General features: G+C 66.8%; 20 protein-coding genes and 1 tRNA gene. 8 read left to right on the top strand and 13 right to left on the bottom strand.

Annotated features, from left to right (window positions below):
• Positions 1-114 precede the first annotated feature (114 nt).
• Positions 115-199 (bottom strand) — tRNA-Leu (locus tag I603_RS10370).
• 106 nt (positions 200-305) lie between these two features.
• Between I603_RS10370 and I603_RS10365 the strand changes: the two genes are divergently transcribed.
• A complete protein-coding gene (locus I603_RS10365; RefSeq protein ID WP_068864724.1) occupies positions 306-1,988 on the top strand; it encodes a cation:proton antiporter domain-containing protein in 1,683 nt (560 codons plus the stop codon).
• A gap of 35 nt (positions 1,989-2,023) precedes the next feature.
• On the opposite strand, the gene I603_RS10360 is transcribed toward I603_RS10365, so the two are convergent.
• Together I603_RS10360 and I603_RS10355 are read right to left on the bottom strand one after the other, a co-directional pair.
• Positions 2,024-2,302 carry an integration host factor subunit beta gene (locus I603_RS10360; RefSeq protein WP_068864722.1) on the bottom strand — a complete coding sequence of 93 codons (279 nt, stop codon included), beginning with the start codon at positions 2,300-2,302 and terminating at the stop codon, positions 2,024-2,026.
• Between the two features lie 212 nt (positions 2,303-2,514).
• Positions 2,515-2,868 (bottom strand): GntR family transcriptional regulator, encoded by a 354-nt coding sequence (locus tag I603_RS10355; RefSeq protein ID WP_068864830.1) that lies wholly within the window; start codon positions 2,866-2,868, stop codon positions 2,515-2,517.
• A gap of 208 nt (positions 2,869-3,076) precedes the next feature.
• Between I603_RS10355 and I603_RS10350 the strand changes: the two genes are divergently transcribed.
• The 5 genes from I603_RS10350 (at position 3,077) to I603_RS10330 (ending at position 8,678) form a co-directional block, all read left to right on the top strand.
• Positions 3,077-4,642 carry a peptide MFS transporter gene (locus I603_RS10350; protein ID WP_068864720.1) on the top strand — a complete coding sequence of 522 codons (1,566 nt, stop codon included), beginning with the start codon at positions 3,077-3,079 and terminating at the stop codon, positions 4,640-4,642.
• An 89-nt stretch (positions 4,643-4,731) separates the two neighbouring features.
• Positions 4,732-6,159 (top strand): amidohydrolase, encoded by a 1,428-nt coding sequence (locus I603_RS10345; protein WP_068864719.1) that lies wholly within the window; start codon positions 4,732-4,734, stop codon positions 6,157-6,159.
• On the top strand, positions 6,156-7,472 hold the full coding sequence (locus tag I603_RS10340) for an amidohydrolase family protein (protein ID WP_068864717.1): 1,317 nt from the start codon (positions 6,156-6,158) through the stop codon (positions 7,470-7,472). Before I603_RS10345 ends, I603_RS10340 begins: the two co-directional genes overlap by 4 nt.
• Complete coding sequence (locus I603_RS10335) at positions 7,472-7,972, top strand: FKBP-type peptidyl-prolyl cis-trans isomerase (protein WP_068864716.1); 501 nt, start codon at positions 7,472-7,474, stop codon at positions 7,970-7,972. The genes I603_RS10340 and I603_RS10335 overlap by 1 nt, the downstream gene beginning before the upstream one ends.
• 28 nt (positions 7,973-8,000) lie before the next feature.
• On the top strand, positions 8,001-8,678 hold the full coding sequence (locus I603_RS10330; protein ID WP_068864714.1) for an NnrU family protein: 678 nt from the start codon (positions 8,001-8,003) through the stop codon (positions 8,676-8,678).
• Here I603_RS10330 and I603_RS10325 read toward each other — a convergent pair whose 3' ends face one another.
• Positions 8,679-9,476: a crotonase/enoyl-CoA hydratase family protein gene (locus I603_RS10325; protein WP_068864712.1), complete on the bottom strand. Its 798-nt coding sequence runs from the start codon at positions 9,474-9,476 to the stop codon at positions 8,679-8,681.
• Between the two features lie 77 nt (positions 9,477-9,553).
• Between I603_RS10325 and I603_RS10320 the strand changes: the two genes are divergently transcribed.
• Positions 9,554-10,510 carry an MlaA family lipoprotein gene (locus tag I603_RS10320; protein ID WP_068864711.1) on the top strand — a complete coding sequence of 319 codons (957 nt, stop codon included), beginning with the start codon at positions 9,554-9,556 and terminating at the stop codon, positions 10,508-10,510.
• Positions 10,511-10,512: 2 nt separating this feature from the next.
• Here I603_RS10320 and dxs read toward each other — a convergent pair whose 3' ends face one another.
• The 7 genes from dxs to rpe all read right to left on the bottom strand — a co-directional run bounded on the left by dxs (position 10,513) and on the right by rpe (position 18,523).
• A complete protein-coding gene (gene dxs / locus I603_RS10315; protein WP_068864709.1) occupies positions 10,513-12,441 on the bottom strand; it encodes a 1-deoxy-D-xylulose-5-phosphate synthase in 1,929 nt (642 codons plus the stop codon).
• A gap of 71 nt (positions 12,442-12,512) precedes the next feature.
• A complete protein-coding gene (locus tag I603_RS10310) occupies positions 12,513-12,983 on the bottom strand; it encodes a Fur family transcriptional regulator (protein WP_068864707.1) in 471 nt (156 codons plus the stop codon).
• Between the two features lie 49 nt (positions 12,984-13,032).
• Positions 13,033-13,716, bottom strand: a complete 684-nt coding sequence (msrA, locus tag I603_RS10305; protein WP_068864706.1) for a peptide-methionine (S)-S-oxide reductase MsrA — start codon at positions 13,714-13,716, stop codon at positions 13,033-13,035.
• Positions 13,713-13,898, bottom strand: coding sequence for a hypothetical protein (locus I603_RS10300; protein ID WP_068864704.1), 186 nt, complete (start codon positions 13,896-13,898; stop codon positions 13,713-13,715). The genes msrA and I603_RS10300 overlap by 4 nt, the downstream gene beginning before the upstream one ends.
• Before the next feature lie 482 nt (positions 13,899-14,380).
• Positions 14,381-15,979 carry a bifunctional phosphoribosylaminoimidazolecarboxamide formyltransferase/IMP cyclohydrolase gene (gene purH, locus I603_RS10295; RefSeq protein WP_068864702.1) on the bottom strand — a complete coding sequence of 533 codons (1,599 nt, stop codon included), beginning with the start codon at positions 15,977-15,979 and terminating at the stop codon, positions 14,381-14,383.
• A 10-nt stretch (positions 15,980-15,989) separates the two neighbouring features.
• Positions 15,990-17,861, bottom strand: coding sequence for a heparinase II/III family protein (locus I603_RS10290; protein WP_068864701.1), 1,872 nt, complete (start codon positions 17,859-17,861; stop codon positions 15,990-15,992).
• The gene (gene rpe / locus I603_RS10285) at positions 17,861-18,523 is read right to left on the bottom strand and encodes a ribulose-phosphate 3-epimerase (RefSeq protein WP_068864699.1); all 663 of its coding nucleotides are present in this window, start codon (positions 18,521-18,523) and stop codon (positions 17,861-17,863) included. The genes I603_RS10290 and rpe overlap by 1 nt, the downstream gene beginning before the upstream one ends.
• Positions 18,524-18,744: 221 nt before the next feature.
• Here rpe and I603_RS10280 point away from each other — a divergent pair, with 221 nt between their 5' ends.
• On the top strand, positions 18,745-19,275 hold the full coding sequence (locus I603_RS10280) for a DUF2141 domain-containing protein (protein WP_068864697.1): 531 nt from the start codon (positions 18,745-18,747) through the stop codon (positions 19,273-19,275).
• A 3-nt stretch (positions 19,276-19,278) separates the two neighbouring features.
• Here I603_RS10280 and I603_RS10275 read toward each other — a convergent pair whose 3' ends face one another.
• Together I603_RS10275 and I603_RS10270 are read right to left on the bottom strand one after the other, a co-directional pair.
• Entirely contained in the window at positions 19,279-20,199 is a 921-nt protein-coding gene (locus tag I603_RS10275) for a hypothetical protein (protein ID WP_068864694.1), read from the bottom strand.
• Positions 20,196-21,287, bottom strand: coding sequence for a diacylglycerol/lipid kinase family protein (locus tag I603_RS10270; RefSeq protein WP_232305350.1), 1,092 nt, complete (start codon positions 21,285-21,287; stop codon positions 20,196-20,198). Before I603_RS10270 ends, I603_RS10275 begins: the two co-directional genes overlap by 4 nt.
• Position 21,288: the final 1 nt, after the last annotated feature.

Here is a 21,288-nt window from a genome sequence, read left to right as displayed (position 1 = left end):
TTAAGAAAATGGAGGGCCAATAATAGGTAAGGCTTCTTTGTTCGCCTCTGGCGCTTGCGCTTGGGAGCAATCCGGCCAAACCCGTCCCCCGGACGGGTTTGTGTCACGGATTGCTGGTACGGGTGGCGGGACTCGAACCCGCACGAGCAAAGCTCAGGGGATTTTAAGTCCCCGGCGTCTACCATTCCGCCACACCCGCATCGACGCTCATCGCCCTTGCCACAATTTGCCCCCGCTGCGCCAGAGCTTGCCAGCGGGCGTGTGAGGCCCCATCTCCCCGCAAGCGAAGCAAAAAGGGGCGCGGCATGGCGGGCGAGGCATCTGACGCGCATTCGGTGGTCGCCACGATCCAGCCGGCGATCACGCTGCTGGGTCTCGGCATCGCCGCGGCGCTGGCCAGCCGCGCGCTGCGCCTCAACCCGATGGTGGGCTATATCGGCCTCGGCCTGGGGCTCGCGAGTCTCGGCCTCGCGCAGGATTTCAGCGGACCGCTGGTCGCCGCGATGGCGGAAGCCGGGGTGATGTTTCTGCTGTTCAACCTGGGCCTGCATTTCTCGCTCGGCCGCATCAGGGCCGAGGCGGGTACCATCTTCGGCTTCGGCGCCTTGCAGATGCTGATTGCGGGCGGCGCCTTTGCCGCGCTGCTTGCCGCGCTGGGCCTGCCTGCCGCTTTCGCGATCATCGTCGGCTTCGGCCTCGGCCTGTCTTCGACCGCGGTGGTGATCGGACTGATCCGCGAGCGCGACCAGGAAGATTGTCCGGTCGGCCGCGCGGCGCAGGCGATCCTGATTTTCCAGGACATCGCCGCGATCCTCTTGCTGGTTGCCGCAGGCGCACTCGCCGGAGGCGGCGCGCTGCTGCCCGCGCTGGGGCTGGCCGGAGCCAAGGCGCTCGCTGCCTTCGGTGTGGCGGTGCTGTTCGCGCGGTTCCTGACCGAGCCGCTGTTCCGTCTGGTCGCCCGCGCCGGGACGACCGAAGTCTATACCGCCACCGCGCTGTTCGTTGCGCTGGCAGCGGGCTGGGCGACCGGCATGGCGGGCCTTTCGCTCACGCTGGGCGCCTTTCTCGGCGGCATGGCGGTGGCGGATTCGCGCTACAGGATCCTTGTCCAGACCGAGATCGATGCCTTCCGCGGGCTGTTCCTCAGTTTCTTTTTCATCTCGGTCGGCCTCGGAATCGATCCCGCGGCCTTGGCGCAGGACTGGCTGTGGGTGCTGCTGGCAGCGGCGGGTCTGATCGCGATCAAGTGCGCGCTCAATGTCGCGGCGGCGCTGGTCAACCGCTGGTCGGTGCCGGGCTCGATCCAGCTGGGCTTCCTGCTCGGGCAGGGGAGCGAGTTCACGCTGGTGCTGCTGGCGCTGCCCGCGATCGCCGGGCTGGTCGAGGAACGGCTGGTTTCAACCCTCGTGACCGCAATCGCGATCAGTCTGGCGGTCACGCCGTTCGTCTCGAATATCGGCCGCAAGCTGGCCGGACGCCTGCGCGCCGGGCCGCCGGATGCCAAGCTCGCGGGCGATGAAGCGCCGGTGGTGCTGATCGGTCTAACGCCTGCGGGCCGGGCGGTGGCCGACGCGCTGGAATACAACGGCATCGGCTTCCTTGCGCTCGAGCCGGATAATGAGCGCTTCCAACTGGCGCTGGCCGATGGCTACCGCGTCCTGCATGCCAACCCTGCCGATCCGCGCAGCTGGGACGCGATCGGCATGGGCAAGCGCGAAGTGGTGGTGGTCGCGACCGGTCAGCTTGCCGCCTCGCGCGAACTGACCCCGCTGGTCGAGGAGCGCCTGCCCGATATCGCTCGCATCATCGCACTGGCCGGAAGCGAGGCAGCGCAGGAATTCGACGCACTCGGCATGGTGCCGGTCGACATTTCGGTCGAGGGCGGTCACGAACGGCTGGCGGACGCGGTATTCGCCGCGCTCGATCGCGAACGCCGCCTGCCGACGCCGGGCTGGGCCGAGGAGGAACGCCTCAGCGCCGCAGCCTAGCCTGCCTGCCTGCCCGCGCGCGCGGACTCATGATCTCAGTCGTTCAGGCGCTCGCGGATTTCCTTGCCCGCCTTGAAATAGGGCACGCGCTTGGCCGGCACGTCGACCGTCTCGCCGGTGCGCGGGTTGCGACCGCTGCGAGCCTCGCGCTCGCGGGTCGAGAACGCGCCGAAGCCGCGCAGCTCGACCCGGCCACCTTCGGCCAGCCGCTGGGCGATTTCGTCGAAGAAGATATCCACGACCTGCTCGATTTCCTCGGCACGCAGTTCGGGATTGTCCTTGTGCAGTTCATGCAACAACTCGGATCTGATCATGGCGCTCTCCCGACGTCCATGGACGGATTCCCCGCCATCTGACGCCGCATGCGGGATGACCCCGCGGTTTTCTCGAAACGCCTCCGACCCGAAAGGCGCCCCCCTCTAGTCCCGGTAGCGGGCAGGATGCAATCCCGCACGGCCCCGAGATGAACAGATTGTCAGCATTCGGAAAATTTCGCAATGTGCATAATTGCGAGGGCTGGCAGATTTCAGGTGGATATCGCCATGTCCGCCGGATCGAGGCCGAGCCGCTTCATGCGGTTGCGGATTTCGGGCCACTCGTCGCGCAGGAAGACCTCCCGCTCGCGGGCGCGCAGGCGTTCGGCCGCGCCTTTCACCACATACATGCCCACGCCGCGCTGGACTTCGACCAAGCCATCGTTCTGGAACTGCTGGTAGGCCTTCGCCACGGTCAGCGGATTCGCACCCTGCTCTGCCGCCAGCGCCCGCACCGAAGGCAGCATCGCGCCTTCCGGATAGTCACCGTCAATAATCGCAGCGGCGATCTGGTCGCGCAGCTTGAGATAGACGGGCCTGTTCGAGCTTGGGCGGTTGGGGTTCATGATAGCGGTGTCCCTTGCGAGGTGCATCAGTGCCATAATACAGCCATGCGCGTCAAGTTCGGGAGCCGCCTGCCGGTGGCACCTGCGCCCCGTCAGCGCGATCGCAAACCGGAACGCAACAAAAGCTTCACACGCGCGAATGAAACGCTAGGGTGCGCCGCCATGGGACCGCGCCGGAGAGAGGCGCGCATTAGGGATATCCGATTTCATGGCCACTGCTGAGCTTCCGCACGGGGACAGCGCCGGGACCTTCCTCGGCCACCCCAAGGGTCTGTTCGTCCTGTTCTTCGCCGAAATGTGGGAGCGTTTCTCCTACTACGGCATGCGGGCGCTGCTGATCTTCTACCTCACCAAGCACTGGCTGTTCTCGGACGGCGAGGCAGGGGTGATCTACGGCGCCTATACCGCGCTGGTCTACATCACCCCGGTGCTCGGCGGCTATCTCGCCGACAAGTATCTCGGGCAGCGCAAGGCCGTGACCTACGGCGCGGTGCTGCTGACCTTCGGGCACTTCCTGATGGGTTTCGAGGGCAACGGCGGACAGGACGCAGCGGCGCTCAGCGTCTTCTGGCTGGCGCTGGCCTTCATCATCGTCGGCTCGGGCTTCCTCAAGGCGAACATCTCGGTGATCGTCGGCCAGCTCTACCCGCGCACCGATGTGCGGCGCGACGGGGCCTATACGATCTTCTACATGGGCATCAATCTCGGTGCCTTCCTCGGTTCGCTGCTGTGCGGCTATCTGGGCGAGACCTATGGCTGGGCCTATGGCTTCGGCGCGGCGGGCGTGGGGATGCTGCTGGGCCTGATTGTGTTCGTCGGCTTCAAGCCGCTGCTGCTGGGCCGCGGCGAGCCGCCCAAACCGCTCGACAAGGGCACGGAATGGGGCCTCTACGCGGTCGGCGTGGCGGCGGTGGGCGCGTGCTGGTGGATGGTGCAGAACCAGTCGGTGGTCGGCTATCTGCTGGGCGGGTTCGGCCTGCTGCTGGTGGGCTATGTGCTGTTCACCGCGGTGGTGAAGCTCGAACCGCATGACCGCGACCGCATCTTCGCGGCGATGTTCCTGATCATCGGCTCGATCCTGTTCTGGGCGCTGTTCGAACAGGCCGGGTCGTCGCTCAACCTCTACACCGATCGCCATGTGGACCGCGAAATCTTCGGCTTCGAGGTTCCCGCCTCGGTGTTCCAGTCGGTCAACGCCGCCTATATCGTGCTGCTCGCCCCCGTCTTCGCGGCGGTGTGGACGTGGCTCGGAAAGAAGGGTCTGGAGCCTTCCGCCCCGGCCAAGTTCGGCCTGGCCCTGATACAGCTGGGCGCGGGCTTCCTGGTGCTGGTGGCGGGTGCGGCCAATGGCGTGGCGACCCCGGTGCTGTTCATCTTCCTCATCTACCTGCTCCACACCACCGGCGAGTTGTGCCTGTCGCCCGTCGGCCTTTCAGCCATGAACCGGCTTGCGCCTGCGCACATGGCGAGCCTCATCATGGGCACCTGGTTCTTCGCCTCGGCCACCGGCAACTTCGCTGCCGGGCTGATCGCGGCGGCGACGGGTTCCGAAAAGGCATCAGGCGAGGGCGCCGGGCAGCAGGTGGTGCTCGATGTCTATTCGCAGATCGGCCTGATCGCGGTGGCTGTCGGCGTCGGCGTGCTGGTCATCAGCCCGCTGATCAGGAAGCTGATGCATCTTGATACCCTCAAGGATGACGAGCTGGCCGGCGATGCCGAACTGGGCGAGGCGCAGGCGGCGGGCATCCACCCGGCCACCCGTCCGGCAGAGTAATCCGCGCCTGACGCGATAATCGTCCAGAGGCATGGACAAACCTCGCGTTTTCGGTTCCAACACGGGAATCCGAATAACGCGAGGTTCGAATGTTTGCAGACAAGACGCTCTCCGCCCGTGCGGGCAAGCTGGCCGCACTCGTCAGCGCGCTGGCGCTGGTAGCAGGTGCCACCGCCGCGGACGCGCGCGACAAGGACAAGAAGCGCGACAAGGCAGACGAAACCCCCGTCCTCGCCGCAACACCGCCGGGCGAGGCGGTGTTCGCCTCGACCTACAAGCCCTATCCCGGCGTCGCCACCGCGATCCGCGGCGCGACCGTGTTCGATGGCAAGGGCGGCAGGATCGAGAACGGCGTGGTGTTCATGTCGGGCGGCAAGATCATTGCGGTCGGCGGGCCTGACACCCCGATCCCGGCCGACATCGCGGTGTTCGATGCTCCGGGCAAGTTCGTCACCCCCGGCATCATCGACATCCACTCGCACCTCGGCGACTATGCCTCGCCCGGCGTCGATGCCCATTCGGACGGCAACGAGGCGACCAGCCCGACCACGCCCGATGTCTGGGCCGAACATTCGGTCTGGCCGCAGGACCCGGGCTTTGCCCGCGCGCTCGCCAATGGCGGGGTGACCAGCCTGCAGATCCTGCCCGGTTCGGCAAACCTGATGGGCGGACGTTCGGTGACGCTCAAGAACGTGCCGGCGCGCACCATGCAGGGCATGAAGTTCCCTGGCGCGCCCTATGGTCTGAAGATGGCCTGCGGGGAGAACCCCAAGCGGGTCTACGGCAGCCGCGGACGCATGCCCTCGACCCGGATGGGCAACCTTGCGGTCAACCGCCAGACCTGGCTCGCCGCGATCGACTATGCCAACAACAAGGAGGCCAAGCGCGATCTGGGCAAGGAAACGCTGGTCGGCGTGCTGAAGGGCGAAATCCTCGTCCACAACCACTGCTACCGCGCCGACGAGATGGCGGTGGTCATGGATATGGCCAAGGAGATGGGCTACAAGGTTTCGACCTTCCATCACGCGGTCGAAAGCTACAAGATTGGCGATCTGCTGCGCGAGAACGACGTGTGCAGCGCGGTGTGGGCCGACTGGTACGGCTTCAAGATGGAAAGCTATGACGGCATCCTCGAAAACGCCGCCTTCCTCCAGCGCGAGGGCGCCTGCGTGGTGATCCATTCGGATGACGCGAACGATATCCAGCGATTGAACCAGGAAGCACGCAAGGCGCAAAAGGCGGGCCTCAGGCTCGGCATCGACATTCCCGACGCCGTGGCGATCCAGTGGATCACCCATAATCCCGCGAAAGCGATGGGCATCGACCACCTCACCGGCAGCCTCGAGGAAGGCAAGATGGCCGATGTGGTGCTGTGGAACGGCGATCCGCTGTCGGTCTATTCGCGGCCCGAGAAGGTCTGGATCGACGGCGCGCTGATGTTCGACGCCAATGATCCCAAACGCCGCCCGGTGAGCGATTTCGAGCTCGGCCAGCCCGGCGAAGGAGATGTGAAATGAAGCGTCTTCTTGCCATGGCTGCCAGCAGCCTCGCCCTCGCCGCAGCCCCCGCGCTGGCGCAGGACGTCACCATCACCAATGCCCGCGTCGTGATCGGCGATGGCGGCGCGCCGATTGACGGCGGCACCGTGGTCGTGCGCGGCGGCACCGTGGTCTATGCCGGTGCGGCCAGCGGCGCCCCGGCCACGGCTGGCGGGTCGACCATCGATGCGGGCGGAGCATGGGTCACGCCCGGCATCTTCGCCACGCTGACCTCGCTCGGCCTTGCGGACGTGTCGGCGGTGGGCGATTCGAACGATATCCGCGCAGGCGGCGCGCCCTTCAGCGCCGCGCTCGACGCCTCGCGCGCGATCAACCCGACGTCGCAGCACATCCTTGTCCACCGCGCCGCAGGGATCACCCGCGCCGCGACGACGACCCAACCCACGGGTTCGATCTTTGCAGGGCAGGGCGCCATCATCGATCTGGATGGCGATGCACAGGCAGTGATGCAGCCGCGCGCCTTCCAGATGGTGGCGCTGGGCGAAGGCGGGGCGCGGCTCGCGGGCGGCAGCCGCACCGCGGCACACACCCTGCTGCGGGCCGCCTTGCGCGAAGCACAGGCGCTGGTCGGCAAGACAGGCACACCGCAGACGACCGAGATTGCCAAGGGCGACGACGTGATGCTCTCGCGCTTCGATGCCGAGGCGCTGGTGCCGGTGGTGACCGGCAAGCAGAAGCTCTACGTCGCGGTCGACCGGGCGGCCGATATCCGCAGCGTGCTGGCGCTCAAACAGGAGTTTCCGGCGCTCGACATGGTGCTGGTCGGCGTGACCGAGGGCTGGCTGGTGGCGAATGACATCGCCGCCGCAGGCGTGCCGGTCATCGCCAACGGGCTCGATGACCTGCCCGAAAGCTTCGAGCAGCTGGGCGCGACCCAGTCCAACGCCGGGCGCCTCGCCCGGGCGGGCGTGAAAGTGGCGATCAACGCCGCCACCATGCAGGACCCGCGCCGCTTGCAGCAGGTGGCGGGCAATCTCGTCGCGCTGACCCGCATCCCCGGGGCTTCGGGCATGGAGTGGGGCCAGGCCTTCGCCGCGATCAGCTCGGTCCCGGCCGAGATCAGCGGCATGGGCGGCAAGGCAGGCGTGCTCAAGCCCGGCGCGCTGGGCGATGTGGTGCTGTGGGACGGCGATCCGCTCGAAGTGGGAAGCGTACCCACGCGGGTCTATATCGGCGGGGTCGAGCAAGACCTCACCAACCACCAGACCCGGCTGCGCGATCGCTACAAGGATCTTGACGAGAGCGATTTGCCAAAGGCCTACGACTGGTAATGCCGCCGATCATCAAGTCCCCCGCCGCCGCGCTGGCCGGTGTGCTGGTGTTCGCCGCGCAACCGGCGCAGGCGCAGGAAAGCGCGGTCGTTCCCGACGCGCAGAACCCCGCCTGGCACGCGCAGCAGCAGCTCTATCTGCTCGGCCTGACGCCCGCCGACGGATGGCATTTCATCCCCGGCGGGGTGCGCTGGCGCTGGGTCAAATACCTGGCGTCAGACCGCAAGCCGACCCTCGCCGATCTGGTCACCGTGCATTACGAAGGGCGCCTGATCGACGGGACGGTGTTTGACAGCTCCTATGCGCGCGGGGCGCCCGCGACCTTCCCGCTGGGGCGGCTGGTCAGGGGCTGGCAGCTGGCCATCCCGCAGATGGGCGTGGGCGAGACGATCGAAATCGCGGTTCCCGCCGACCTTGCCTATGGCCCCGCCGGGCGCGGGCCGATCCCGCCCAATGCGACACTGGTTTTCACAGTGGAACTGATCGCGATCGCGGACTAATCTGCGCCCCTTGCGGGAGGGCTATGCAATGGACGGGTCGATCATCAATCTCATCGCGGCGAATGTCGCTTTTGTCGGCACGCATTTCGCCATGTCGCACCCGTTGCGCGCACCCATGGTCGGGATGCTGGGGGAAAAGGGCTTCAGCCTCGCCTATACCGCCGTCAGCTTCGCCACGCTGGGCTGGGTCTATTTCGCCTTCATCGCTGCTCCGGGCGCCGATCTCGGCGGCTCGGGAGAGATCGGCTGGATCATCGCCACAGTGCTGACCTGGCCCGCGATGGTGTTGCTGGCAGGCTCCTTCATCGGCAACCCTGCGCTGCCCACCCCGATGGCCGAGGCCCAGACCCGTGCCGAACCCAAGGGTGCGCTGCGGGTCACCCGCCACCCGATGATGTGGGGCATCGGGCTGTGGGCGATATCGCACATGGCACTGTTCTGGAGCACGCGGACGATGGTCACCGCGCTTGCCATGGGCATCCTCGCGCTGGTCGGGGCGAAGTTTCAGGACGCCAAGAAGGAAGTGCTGATGGGCGAGGCCTGGGCCGAATGGGAGCGCAAGACCTCCTACTGGCCGCGCTGGGGGCGGTTGTTCAGCGTCGGACCGGTGCCGTTGATCGCGGGCACGGCGCTGTGGCTGGCGGGAAGCTGGATGCACCTGTGGCGCGCGGATATTCCGGCGGGCGTGTTCCGCTGGATCGGGTAGCTACTCGCCCCTGAAATCGGGCACCCGCTTTGCGATCAGCGCGGCGACCCCCTCCGCATGGTCGGCGGTGGTGTGCATCATCGCCTGGGTGTTCGCCGCCATTTCCAGCGCGGTGTCATAGCTGACCTGTTGGCCTTGCCGCAGCAGCATCTTCGACTGGCGCAGCGCATGGGGCGGCATGGCGGCGATCCTGCCCGCCAGCGCGCGGGCTTCGTCCATCAGCGCATCCGGCGCGACCACCCGGCTGACGAGGCCCCATTCCTTCGCCGTGGCCGCGTCGATCACATCGCCGGTGTAGAACAGTTCGGCCGCGCGGCTCATCCCGATCACGCGGGGGAGAATCCAGGTGCCGCCATCTCCCGGGATGATGCCGAGCTTGAGGAAGGTGACGCCGAACTTCGCATTCTCGGAAGCGATGCGGATATCGGCGAGGCATGCGACATCGCAGCCCAGACCGATCGCGGGGCCGTTGACCGCCGCAATCACCGGCACGCGCAGGCCATGCAGGGCGCGCAGCATCCGGTGGATATTGTCGCGATAACCGTCCGAAATCGCGGGCGCGGTGCCACCGAAGGTGCCGGTCTTGTCCCGCATCGCCTTGATATCGCCGCCCGCGCTGAAGGCCCGCCCCGCGCCGGTCAGGATCACCACCCGGCATTCCATGTCGCGGTTGATCGCATCGGCAATGCTGGCGAACGCATCGCCATCGCCGGGAGCGCCAAGCGGGTTCATGGTCTCGGCGCGGTCAAGCGTGAGAATCGTGACGGGGCCTTCGCGGGCGATCCGGATAAAGGACATGGGGCCTTGCACTTTCGCTTCGGTCAATTCAGCCTGCGTATAGGGACGGGGCGGCAACGAGGGAACAAAGGAATGCCATGCCCGGTCTTGCACTCGTCACTGTTTCCCCGCCGCTGCTGAGCGCCGCGCTCGCGGTGGCCGATGTGCCGCCCGCGCCGGTGCCGCTGGTGCCTGTCAGCGCGATGGCGTGGTCGCTTCAGGATGCCCCGGACACGCCGCCCCCTCCCCAAGGCGAACCGGCGCCTGAGGAGGAGGTGGGCGAGATCTTGGTCGAGGGCGACTACGGCCCGCCCGAAGGCGACCCGGTCGAAAAGTTCAACGCCGAAAGCTATCGTATCACACAGGCTGTCGATCAGGCGGTGATCGAGCCGGTCGCCTATGCCTATCGCGATGGCCTGCCCGAACCGATCCGCGATGGTCTGGGCAATGTCGTGCGCAATCTGGGCGAGCCGAGCAATGCATTGAATTTCCTGTTGCAGGGCAAGGTCGGCAAGGCGTTCGAGACACTGGGGCGACTGGCGATCAATTCGACGCTGGGGGTCGGGGGGCTGATCGATGTTGCCGCCAAGCCGGGCATCGGCCTGCCCTATCGCCGCAACGGGTTCGCCAATACGATGGGCTATTACGGCGTGGGGCCGGGCGCCTATCTCTATCTGCCGGTCACCGGCGCAACCACGGTGCGCGACCTCGCCGGAAGCACGCTCGACCAGCTGCTGCTGCCGATTGCGGTGGGCAAGCCGTTCAACCGGCCCGCCTATGCGGCGACCTATTTCGTGGTGAACGGATTGGACCAGCGGCTGGAGTTCGACGAGGAGCTCAAGGATATCGCCGCCGCGGACGATCCCTATGCCATGCGGCGCGACACCTACCTCGCCAAGCGCGAACGCGAGATCGCCGCGCTCAAGGGCGAGGTCGTGGAACAAGCGCCGGTGGAGCCGCAGGCCGAACCGCAGGCGGTGGCACCCGACAGCCCGCCGCTGTCGCTGGTGGAGCAAGTGCAGCTGACCGCGCGGAGTATCCCGGCAACCCGCTAGGGTTACGCCCGCACTTCCTCGATCTCCACGCTCGCGCTGTTGTGCTTCAGCGCCTTGAGCACGGTTTCGACGATATGCGGCGCGTTGAGGCGGGCCTCGTCGTACTGCTTCTTGGGATCGTCGTGATCGATGAAGGTATCGGGCAGGCGCATGGTGCGCACCTTCAGCCCGGCATCAGTCAGCCCTTCGTCGGTGGCATAGGTCAGCACGTGTGCGCCCAGTCCGCCGATTGCGCCTTCCTCGATGGTGACGACAACCTCGTGGGTGCGCATCAGCTTCGCGATGAGTTCCTCGTCCAGTGGCTTGGCAAAGCGCATGTCGGCGACCGAGGTCGACAGCCCCTTGGCCTCGAGCTGGTCGGCAGCCTTCAGCGCCTCGGCCAGCCGCGCGCCCAGCGAGAGGATCGCGACCTTGGTGCCTTCGCGCACCATCCGCCCCTTGCCGATTTCGAGCTTTTCCGGAACCTCGGGCAGGGGAACGCCCGTGCCGCTGCCGCGCGGGTAGCGGAAGGCGATCGGGCCTTCGTCATATTCGGCCGCGGTATAGGTCATGTGGACCAGCTCGGCCTCGTCCGAAGCCGCCATCACCACCATGTTGGGCAGGGTCGCGAGATAGGTGATGTCGAAAGACCCTGCGTGGGTCGCCCCGTCCGCCCCGACCAGCCCGGCGCGGTCGATGGCGAAGCGCACGGGCAGGTTCTGGATGCACACGTCGTGCACCACCTGGTCATAGGCGCGCTGGAGGAAGGTGGAGTAAATCGCCGCAAAGGGCCGCATCCCTTCCGCCGCGAGGCCCGCGGCAAACGTCACCGCGTGCTGTTCTGCAATCCCGACATCGAAGCTGCGGGTCGGGTGCGCCTTGGCGAACTTGTCGACCCCGGTGCCGGACGGCATGGCGGCGGTGATGGCGCAGATGCGTTCGTCCGTCTCGGCAAGCTTCGCCAGGGTCAGGCCGAACACGTCCTGATAGGCGGGCGCGCTCGGCGCGCTCTTGGCCTTCTCGCCGGTGACGACGTTGAACTTCGGCACCCCGTGATACTTGTCGGCGCTGTTTTCCGCCGGGGCATAGCCCTTGCCCTTCTCGGTCACGACATGGATCAGCACCGGGCCTTCGGACGTGTCGCGCACATTCTCGAGCACGGGGAGCAGGTGGTCGAGATTGTGCCCGTCGATCGGGCCGACATAGTAGAAGCCCAGTTCTTCAAACAGGGTTCCGCCGGTCACCATGCCGCGGGTGAATTCCTCGGCCTTGCCGATGGTGTCGTGCAGGCGGCGGCTCATCTTCTTGACCGCGCGGCTGGCGAGGCTGCGGATGCCGAGATATTCGGACGAGGACACCATGCGCGCCAGATAGGCCGAAAGCCCGCCCACCGGCGGCGCGATCGACATGTCGTTGTCGTTGAGGATCACGATCAGCCGGTTGCCCGCCTGCGCGGCGTTGTTCATCGCCTCGTAGGCCATCCCGGCGCTCATCGAACCATCGCCGATCACCGCGATGCCGCGACCGGGGCGGTTCTGCAGCTTGTTGGCGATGGCAAAGCCGAGCGCCGCCGAGATCGAGGTCGAGGAATGCGCGGCGCCGAAGGGGTCGTATTCGCTCTCCGAACGCTTGGTGAAGCCGCTGAGGCCTCCGCCTTGGCGCAGGGTGCGGATGCGGTCACGCCGGCCGGTGATGATCTTGTGCGGATAGCACTGGTGGCCCACGTCCCACACCAGCTTGTCCTCGGGCGTATTGAAGACATAGTGGATCGCGACGGTCAGTTCGACCACACCCAGCCCCGATCCCAGATGCCCGCCGCTCACGCTGACCGCGTCGATCATCTCGGCGCGGAGTTCGTCGGCAAGCTGGCGAAGCTGTTCGGGCTTCAGGCGGCGCAGATCGTCGGGCGTATCAACCTGATCGAGCAGGGGAGTGTGAGGTGGTTGAGTCATAAGTTCCGGCTTTACACACTGGAAACCAGCCTGTCGATTCAGGCTTGATGGCGATCAATGACAGGTGATTGTCAGGTGCAGGCCTTGCACAATCCGCGGATCTCCAGCACCGGGCGCTCCGCCTTGAACTGGCGGTCTGCGGCAATGGCGCGCACCGCGCGGCTGACATCCTCGTCATCGACATGGGCCGCCTCGCCGCATTCGTCGCAGACCAGGAAAATGCAGTCATGCGCGCAGCCCGGGTGGGTGTTGGCGAGATAGGCATTGGCGCTTTCCACCCGCATCGCGAGGTTGTTCGCCACGAACACGTCGAGAATGCGGTAGACCGAATTGGGCGCGACCCGCTTGCCGCGCGCGGCCGAAAGATTGTCGGCAATGTCATAGGCCGACACGGGCCGGTCATGCCGGGCAAGCTCGGCAAACACCGCCTCGCGCATGCTGGTCCATTGTTCGCCCGCCGAGGCGAGGGCGCGACCGGCGGCCTCGACCAGCGTATTGCCGTGAAGTTCCTGGTGCGCGTGGCTGTGTGCGTCCTTACCCATGCACGCAAATATAGGCTCAACCCCGCCGCAGCGCCAGCGGCAAGCAAGCCTATCCCGCGTCGCGCAGGAAAGCGGCCCGGTAATGGGTCGGAAACATCGTCTTCAGCGCCTCGACCTTGGGCTTGTCCCAGCGCAGGATGTAGCCGTGGCGGGGATTTTTCGCCATGAAGTCCTGATGATAGCCTTCTGCCGGGTAGAAGGCCTTGTAAGGCTCGATAGCGGTGACGATCGGCTTGGCCCACAGTCCCGACTTGCCGAGCTGGGCAATATAGGCGCGCGCCACCGCGGCCTGTTCCTTGTTCATCGGCACGATCGCGCTGCGGTAATGCGCGCCGACATCCGGCCCCTGACGGTTCTTGAGCGTCGGGTCGGCGACCACGGAAAAGAAGATGCGCAGCAATTCGTCATAACGCACCACGGCGGGGTCATAGGTGATCCGCACCGCCTCGGCATGATCGGTGACGCCGGTCACGACGATATCGTACTTGGCGCTGGCCGCATTGCCGCCGTGAAAGCCGGAGACCGCGGATTTGACGCCCTTCACATGGCTGAACACGCCTTCCACGCCCCAGAAGCACCCGCCCGCGAAGACCGCGGTCTTGAGGCCTTTCGGTTCCTTGGCAATGCGGGTCGCGGCAGGCGCGTCGACCGGTTCCTCAGCGGCGATGGCCGGACCGGCGCAAGCCGACAGGGCCAGCGATCCGGCAAGCAGGAGTGCGGCAAACTGCCTCATTGCGGCACCTTGTCGGGGGCGATCAGGAACTCCGCCGAGGGTTCCACGCGCTCCGGCATGGGCGCTGCACGCGCGGTGAACTCGCGGTCCCAGCCTTGCGCATTGACGCCCGCGACCAGCAGCGCGCCAAGCACGAAGCCGATCGAGAAGTTGCGGAACAGGTCGGAGGAAAAGAGGCGCATCGGGCTTGCTCGTGATTCGCTGTGTGTCGTGTCGGGCCGTCCATGGCCGGGAATGAATTGCGACCCGATGAACGCGGGCGTCAGGTTGTGTTTCGGTTGGTGTCTGCGGGAAGTTACGCACCGCACCGCAAATGGTTGCAAGCCATGCGGCGCGGGGATCTTTCCTACAAACGGGCGCCGGGAATAGAGTGCAAGGCGCAGGCAAGGGGGCTGAGGCGGTTTGATATGGCGTGAAACATCGGGAAATCGGAAAAAGCCTCTGTTTTCTATAGCAAAAGACCGAAAAGCCCGACGATGCCAGCCCGATCCAGGCCCACCTTTGCCCTCCGTTAGAGCCCTTTAGACCCCCCCTGACCCTGTCTTGATCCGGTGTTTCACGCGCTTGCCGCAGCTTCGCCTTGCGTCCACCCTGTAGGATGGCACCAAACGGCCCGCAGGGCCGCGAGCGGCAGGTGCTCCGAAGCGAATCGGTAGGAAAAGGATTAATGCCGGAAGTGGCGCATCCCGGTGAAGACCATCGCAAGGCCCGCCTCGTCGGCGGCGGCGATCACCTCGTCGTCGCGGATCGAGCCGCCCGGCTGGATCACCGCCGTCGCGCCGGCCTCGGCCGCGGCCAGCAAGCCATCCGCGAAGGGGAAGAAGGCATCCGAGGCAACCGCGCTGCCCCGGGTGCGCGGCGCGGGCCAGCCATAAGTCTCGGCAGCCTCCGCCGCCTTGATCGCGGCAATGCGCGCTGAATCCCGGCGGTTCATCTGGCCAGCCCCGATCCCCGCGGTCGCGCCGTCCCTGGCATAGACGATGGCGTTGGATTTCACATGGCGCGCCACGGTCCAGGCGAACAGGCAGTCCTTCAGCTCCTGCTCGGTCGGCGCACGCTTGGTGACGACCTTGAGGTCATCAGCGGAAATCGCGCCATTGTCGCGCGACTGGATCAGTACGCCCCCGGCGATGGTCTTGAGCGCAAGGCCGCCCCGGCGCGGATCGGGCAAAGCCCCGCATTCGAGCAGGCGCAGGTTCTTCTTCTTCGCGAAGATCTCGCGCGCCTCGGCGCTGACCGAAGGGGCGATCACGACTTCGGTGAAGATCGCCGAGATGGCTTCGGCAGTCGCGGCGTCGAGCTCGGTGTTGACCGCGACGATCCCGCCGAAGGCCGACACGCTATCGCAGGCCAGCGCCGCCTCCCACGCCGAGAGCAGCGAGGCCCCCTGCGCCACGCCGCAAGGGTTGGCGTGCTTGACGATCACCACCGCCGGCTCTTGGCCCGCAAACTCCGCCGCCAGTTCCAGCGCGGCGTCGGCATCGTTGAGATTGTTGTAGCTCAGTTCCTTGCCCTGAAGCTGCTTGGCTTGCGGAACGCCCGCCGCCCCCACTACCTGCGGGACATAGATCGCGGCCGCCTGATGCGGGTTCTCGCCATAGCGCAGCGTGTCTGCGCGCTTGAGAGCGATGGGCAGCGTGTCGGGGAAAGGCGTAGTCTCGCCTGCGGGATCGGCAAAAGCGAACCAGCTGGCAATGGCGCTGTCATAGGCCGCGGTGCGGGCATAGGCCTTGCCCGCCATGCGGGTGCGGAAGGCCTGCGTCGTGGCGCCGCCATTGGCGTCCATTTCCGCGACCAGCGTGGCATAGTCCGCCGGATCGGTGAGGATGGTGACAAAGCCGTGGTTCTTCGCCGCCGAACGCACCATCGACGGCCCGCCGATATCGATGTTCTCGATGATCTCCGCGCGGCTCGCGCCCTTGGCCACGGTCGCCTCGAAGGGGTAGAGGTTGACCACCACCAGATCGATCGCGCCGATCCCGTGGGCCTGCATCGCGGCGACGTGTTCGGGATTGTCGCGCAGGGCGAGCAGGCCGCCATGCACGGTCGGGTGCAAGGTCTTGACCCGCCCGTCCATCATCTCGGGAAAGCCGGTAAGGTCGGCAACATCCTTCACCGCAAGGCCCGCATCGCGCAAGGCCTTCGCCGTTCCGCCGGTGCTGACCAGTTCGACGCCCCTTGCCGCGAGCGCCGCGCCGAGTTCGGCCAAACCGCTCTTGTCGGACACTGACAGCAGTGCCCGCCTGATCGCCGTCTCACTCATGATGAAATGCCTATCCTGTCTTCTTCAGCAGCCAGGAGAAGTGGCCCCCGCTGCGCAATGCCAGTCCCTCGATCACCAGCTGCTCGGTGGCGTGGGGACGACCGTCTCCGTCGACCCACAGGCTATCCTCGGCAGAAAGGGTGATCTCGCCGGCGCCCGCCCTATCCCCGCCGAGCCGGAATTGCCAGAGCCGACCATCGGGCAAAAGCAGGCTTGCCCCGCGCCTGTCGCCCGAAAGCTGCACCTCCACCCCGCGCCCCAGATGGAAGCGGATGGCGAAGGCGATCTTGCCGCGCTTGCCCTTCTTCGCGGTGGGCACGAGAATGTCCTCGCCCGCAAGCTCGGTGCCGTCCCCCGACAAGGTGAGGATCCGCTGGTGCGTGAGGCCGAAGCGCGCGGCATAACCATCATGTGCAGCCTCGATCCGCGTCGCCTCGCGCCCGCGGCCGGCGATCATCCGGCGTTCGAGCTCCACCGTCTCGACGCCCTTGCCGAGCTGGCCGTGGAGCAGGATCGCGGTCGAATTGGCATTGTCGAGCGTCAGGGTCGAAAAGGCCGCGGTCGCGCGCAGGCCCTGCCCGATGCGCGCCGGCACCTGCCCGCCTGCCAGCGCCGCACCGCCGCAATTGACGATCACCCGCGCCGGGCCGTCCGACAATTCAAAGGCGAGGGTAGAGGCACAGCCGGTGCGGACATGGCGCGCCCGCGGCGGCGGGGCGGTGTCGAACTGCACAAGCGTGTCGCCCGCCTTGATGCGCTGGTAGCCCCAGCCCTGCACCACGCCCAGCGGACGGGTCCGCACGCCCGATGCCTCGACCACGGCATTGACGCGGTCAGCAGGAATCGCCGCCTGCCCCTGCCAGTTGCCAAGTGCGCCGTCGCCGTGCCGCAATGCCAGCAACGGCGGAACCAGCAATTCGCGCATCACTTCGAGCGCAGGCGCGGGTGCGATCTCCATCGCCTCGTAGCAGGCAATCAGATCGGTCAGCAGCCGGATCGCGTCGAGCTGGGCGGCAGGACAGCGTGACAGCACGCCGCCATCCTCGCCCACCATGTCGCCCAGCGCCTTGACGAGGCCTGCCTCGCCATAAAGCCGGCGGGGCTTGCCGTGGGGGAGCAGCAGACCGGCGGCGACCACACCCGCCCACCCCGCGACCTGCCCGAAGCCCGCCCCTTCGCGGGGTGCGCGCTTGTCGAGCCAGTTGGCCGTCTCGGCGATGGCAGCAAGCATCTTCGACTTCAGGCTCTTGTCATTGCCCGCGAGAACCAACGGGGCATGAACCAGCCACGCGACCAGCCTGAGGCCGGCATGCTCGACATCCCACGCCGGACCCTTGCCCGGTTCGCGGTGGGCATGGAGCCACAGGGCCGTGATGCGCTCGGCCACGGGGATGCAATCGGCGCGCGGCGCGGCGGCGGCGAGATCGGCGAGCCACGAGAAGGAGTGCAGCACCCGCTCCACGGCGGGCGCAGGACGTGCCGAGCCGGCGAAATCGAAGCCGGAAATCGGCAGGCGCACCCCGTGAACCAGAAAATGTCCGGCCCTCAGCGCCGTGCCGGCCGCACGGTCGCCGCGATTGGGACTTTCGACCGTCGCCAGCACCCGCAGCGCCTGCGGGCGGCGGAACGGGGCGGCAAGCGCATGGCCGGGTACGCCGAGGCGATAGGCCAGCCGTATCAGCGCCTCGCCAGTGCCCGACGGGGCGGCGATGACATCGCTCAGGGCAAGCGCGCGGCCCGTCTCTTCAGGCGGGGGCGGGGCCGGTTCGGCCGGAGCCTCGCTCTGGCGCGTTTCGGCCAGGGGCAGCACCGGGGCATCCGCCACCCGCTCCACCAGCGCATCGGCTCTCCGGCCCGCAGGTGTGCGCAGCAGCGTTGCCATCAGCCCTGCCCCTTCAATGCGGCGATATTGGCGGCGTAGTGATCCGGCCCGCCCTTGAAGGTGGCTGAGCCCGCCACCAGGACGTCGGCCCCGGCCGCAACGCACAGCTTCGCGGTTTCGGCATTGACCCCGCCATCGACCTCGAGCCGGATGTCGCGCCCGGCGGCGTCGATCATCGACCGGATGCGGGAGATCTTGGCAAGCTGCGAGGCAATGAAGCTCTGCCCGCCGAAACCGGGATTGACGCTCATCACGAGGATGAGGTCGACCATGTCCATCAGGTTGTCGAGCACCTCGACCGGCGTGCCGGGATTGATCACCGCGCCCGCTTTCTTGCCCAGCCCGCGGATCGCCTGCAGCGTGCGGTGGATATGCGGTCCGGCCTCGGGATGAACGGTAATGATGTCCGCGCCCGCCTCGGCGAAGGCCTGCAGGTAGGGATCGACCGGGGAAATCATGAGGTGAACGTCGAACGGCTTGGCACTGTGCGGACGCAGCGCCTTCACGACGTCGGGACCGATGGTGATGTTCGGGACGAAATGCCCGTCCATCACGTCGATATGGATCCAGTCGGCGCCCGCTGCGTCGATGGCGCGCACTTCGTCCCCCAGCCGGGCGAAATCGGCGGAGAGGATGGATGGCGAAATCAGCGGCGTGGGCATGATGCGGCGCTAGGCCCTTTTGCGAAGGTGCGTTAACCGCAATACGGGAGCCGCGAATCGGGCGACAAGCGCGCTGGTGCCGTTTTCCACCGTGACGGTACGATTAAGCCGCAATTCAGGCCGGGGCTGGCATTGCGCAGGTGCAATCACAGGACGATAAGCGGCACCGACGGGAAAAGAGGCCGCGTCCTTACCCTCCCACTTCGCACGGAACCACGCCGATGACTGCCCTAGTCCCTGCCCGCCCTGCACTGCGTCCGGCGCTTGATGCTGCCGCGCTGGGCCTGCTCGGCCTCGCCGCAGCCGCCACGCCGCTCGCCGCGCAGACACTGGGCGCGAAGATCGACAACGACATGAGCCTGTGCGCGCCCGGACAGGGTCCGGCGGTGCGCCTTGAGATCAACGGGCTGAAGTCCGCAAGCGGCAACCTGTTCGTGCGCACCTATCGCGCGCGGGAAAGCGACTGGCTCAAAAGCCGCCGCTACATCCATCGCATCGACACCGTCCCGCGCAAGGGATCGACGACGGTCTGCGTCCCCCTGCCGGCGGCCGGCGACTATGCGATCGTTGTCCAGCATGACGTCAACGGGAACCGCGAGAAGGACTTCTCGACCGATGGCGCGGGAATGTCGAACAATCCGGAGATCAGGACCTTCCTCGGCATCCCGCGCCCGCCCGGGCTCGAAAAGACCCGCTTTCGGGCAGGCGAGGGCGTGTCGCGGATCGCGATCCAGGTGAAATACCAGAACTAGGGGTCACGGCTTGCGGCGGTGGCGCCAGAGGTTCCAGAGGACCTGCGGCGCGGCCAGCAGCGGAAAGCGCTCGCGGAAGGGCGTAACCTCGACCGGCATCCCGGAGTGCCGCTCGATCTTCCAGGCGGCGTAGCGCGCCGCACCCTCGAAAGTGGTGCTGGCCTTGACGAGGCGCAGCAGATTGAGCGGTTTACCCATCCGGCGGCGGCGCGCCCACCATTTGAGAATGACGCTGCGCTGCCAGTGCGGCAGATCCGGGGTCAGCCGCTCGCCCTCGGCGCTGACCGGGATTCCGCCCGCTTCCCAGGCCAAGGGCAGCAGCCCGGCGAAATGGGCAGCGTTGACGGCGAGGATATCATTCTCGCGCCCGCTTTTCTCGACCCGGAACTCAGCCTCGTAGGTGGCGCGGAACAGCGTGCGCCAGTAGTCCTGAGCGGCGCCGCTTTCGGGCCCCAGCGCCGCTGCCAGCCGGGCAGCAGTCATGCAGGCTGCCGCGATCGCCTCGGTCACATCCGCGCGGGCCTCCGCATCATCGGCCCAAACCAGCGCGCTGGGCTGGACAAACCGCGCCCAGATAGTGGTGTCGGTGAGATCGCCTGCGGCCGCGCGGGCGAAGGTCGCAAGGCGCATGGTGGCGACCTTTGCGCGCAGGGTTTCTTGGCCCTGTCCAGTGGCGTGCTCGCGCTCGTGATAGCTGACCGTCGGCCAGATTGTGGCCTCGCCCTCCGCGTCGCCGGGCAGCAGGATGTAGAAATCGAGCACGCCTTCAAGCGAACCTGTCCGCAGGTTCGAACCGTAGAACAGCACGGCCCGCGCACCCGAAGCAGCAGCGAGAGCGGCGGCGAATTCCGTGACGGCAGGATCGACCGGCGCCGCGAGCGCGGCGGCAATGCGCTGTTCAAGCGGCGCGGGATCGCCGCTCATGGTCTGACGAAGGCGAGCTCCGGCCCCTGTTCGACCCGGTAATCCCCCGCCGGGAAAGCTTCCCCGTCCAGAATGAACTGGTCGTCGATCGACAGGGTGAACTGGCTCGCGGCGAGCTGGTGGATGCCGCGCTCGCGCAAGCCGCTACGCAGCTTGCCAAGCAACACCAGCGGCACCAGCGCGACGGTGCGCCGCGAAATCTGGTCAACCGCCACCAGCTTCAGGCCGTTCTTCAGGAAGCCGAAGGGCCGGATGCCGGCAGGCAGGCGTTCAAGGGTAGAGGCGAACAGCACCTGCCGCATCTCGGGATCGCCGCGTCCGCTATGCGCCATCGGCACTTCGCCCGCACCAAGCCCGATCCGCATCCTGGCGCCGCGCCGCCACGCATTGGCGCGGGTCGCGAACAGCGATTGCATCAGCGCCCACAGGGCAGTGACCCCGACCGCGAGGCTGTTGAACGCGCCCAGCTTGTGCGCGCTTTGCCCTGCGCGGGTGGCGGTGGTGAAAGCCCCTGCACCGAGAATGAAGCCCGATACCCGCAACAGGCCGGCGTCGGCGCCGCCGGCATGGAACGGCGTCACCTCGATCGGTCGCCGGAACACCCGCCCGCCATGATCAAGCGCATGGATCGCATCCTGCAGCGTCCAGTCGTCGGGAATGCCGAGATCGACGGTCAGGGCGTTGGTCTTGCCCTTGGGCAGGACGGCAATCGCGGGCCATTCATCACCGAAGATCGGCCGGCCACAAGTCAGCACGTCGCGCACCGTGCCATCGCCGCCATTGATGACCAGCAGATCGATCCCGCGGCGGGCAAAATCTTCCAGTGCCGCAGGCAGCTGCGAACGGTCGCCGGGGCGCGCGATATGGACATGCGGCGAAAGCCCGCAGTCGAAATCGGCGCCAAGATTGCGATGGCTGCGCGGATTGTAGATCACGCCGACCACAGGCGCCTGATCGCTCGCGCGCGGGCGGCCGGCGCGCTCGCGCGCACGGCCGGGAGCATCGACCCGCGGGATCTGGGCAAATTCGTAGATCGGCGTCGCCATGACGATGCTATAGGTCCGCAGACATGAAGTTTCCACTGTCATG

This window comes from Erythrobacter dokdonensis DSW-74 (assembly GCF_001677335.1).
In the GTDB taxonomy this organism is placed as follows: domain Bacteria; phylum Pseudomonadota; class Alphaproteobacteria; order Sphingomonadales; family Sphingomonadaceae; genus Erythrobacter; species Erythrobacter dokdonensis.
This window is presented reverse-complemented; position numbering and strand designations above follow the sequence as displayed.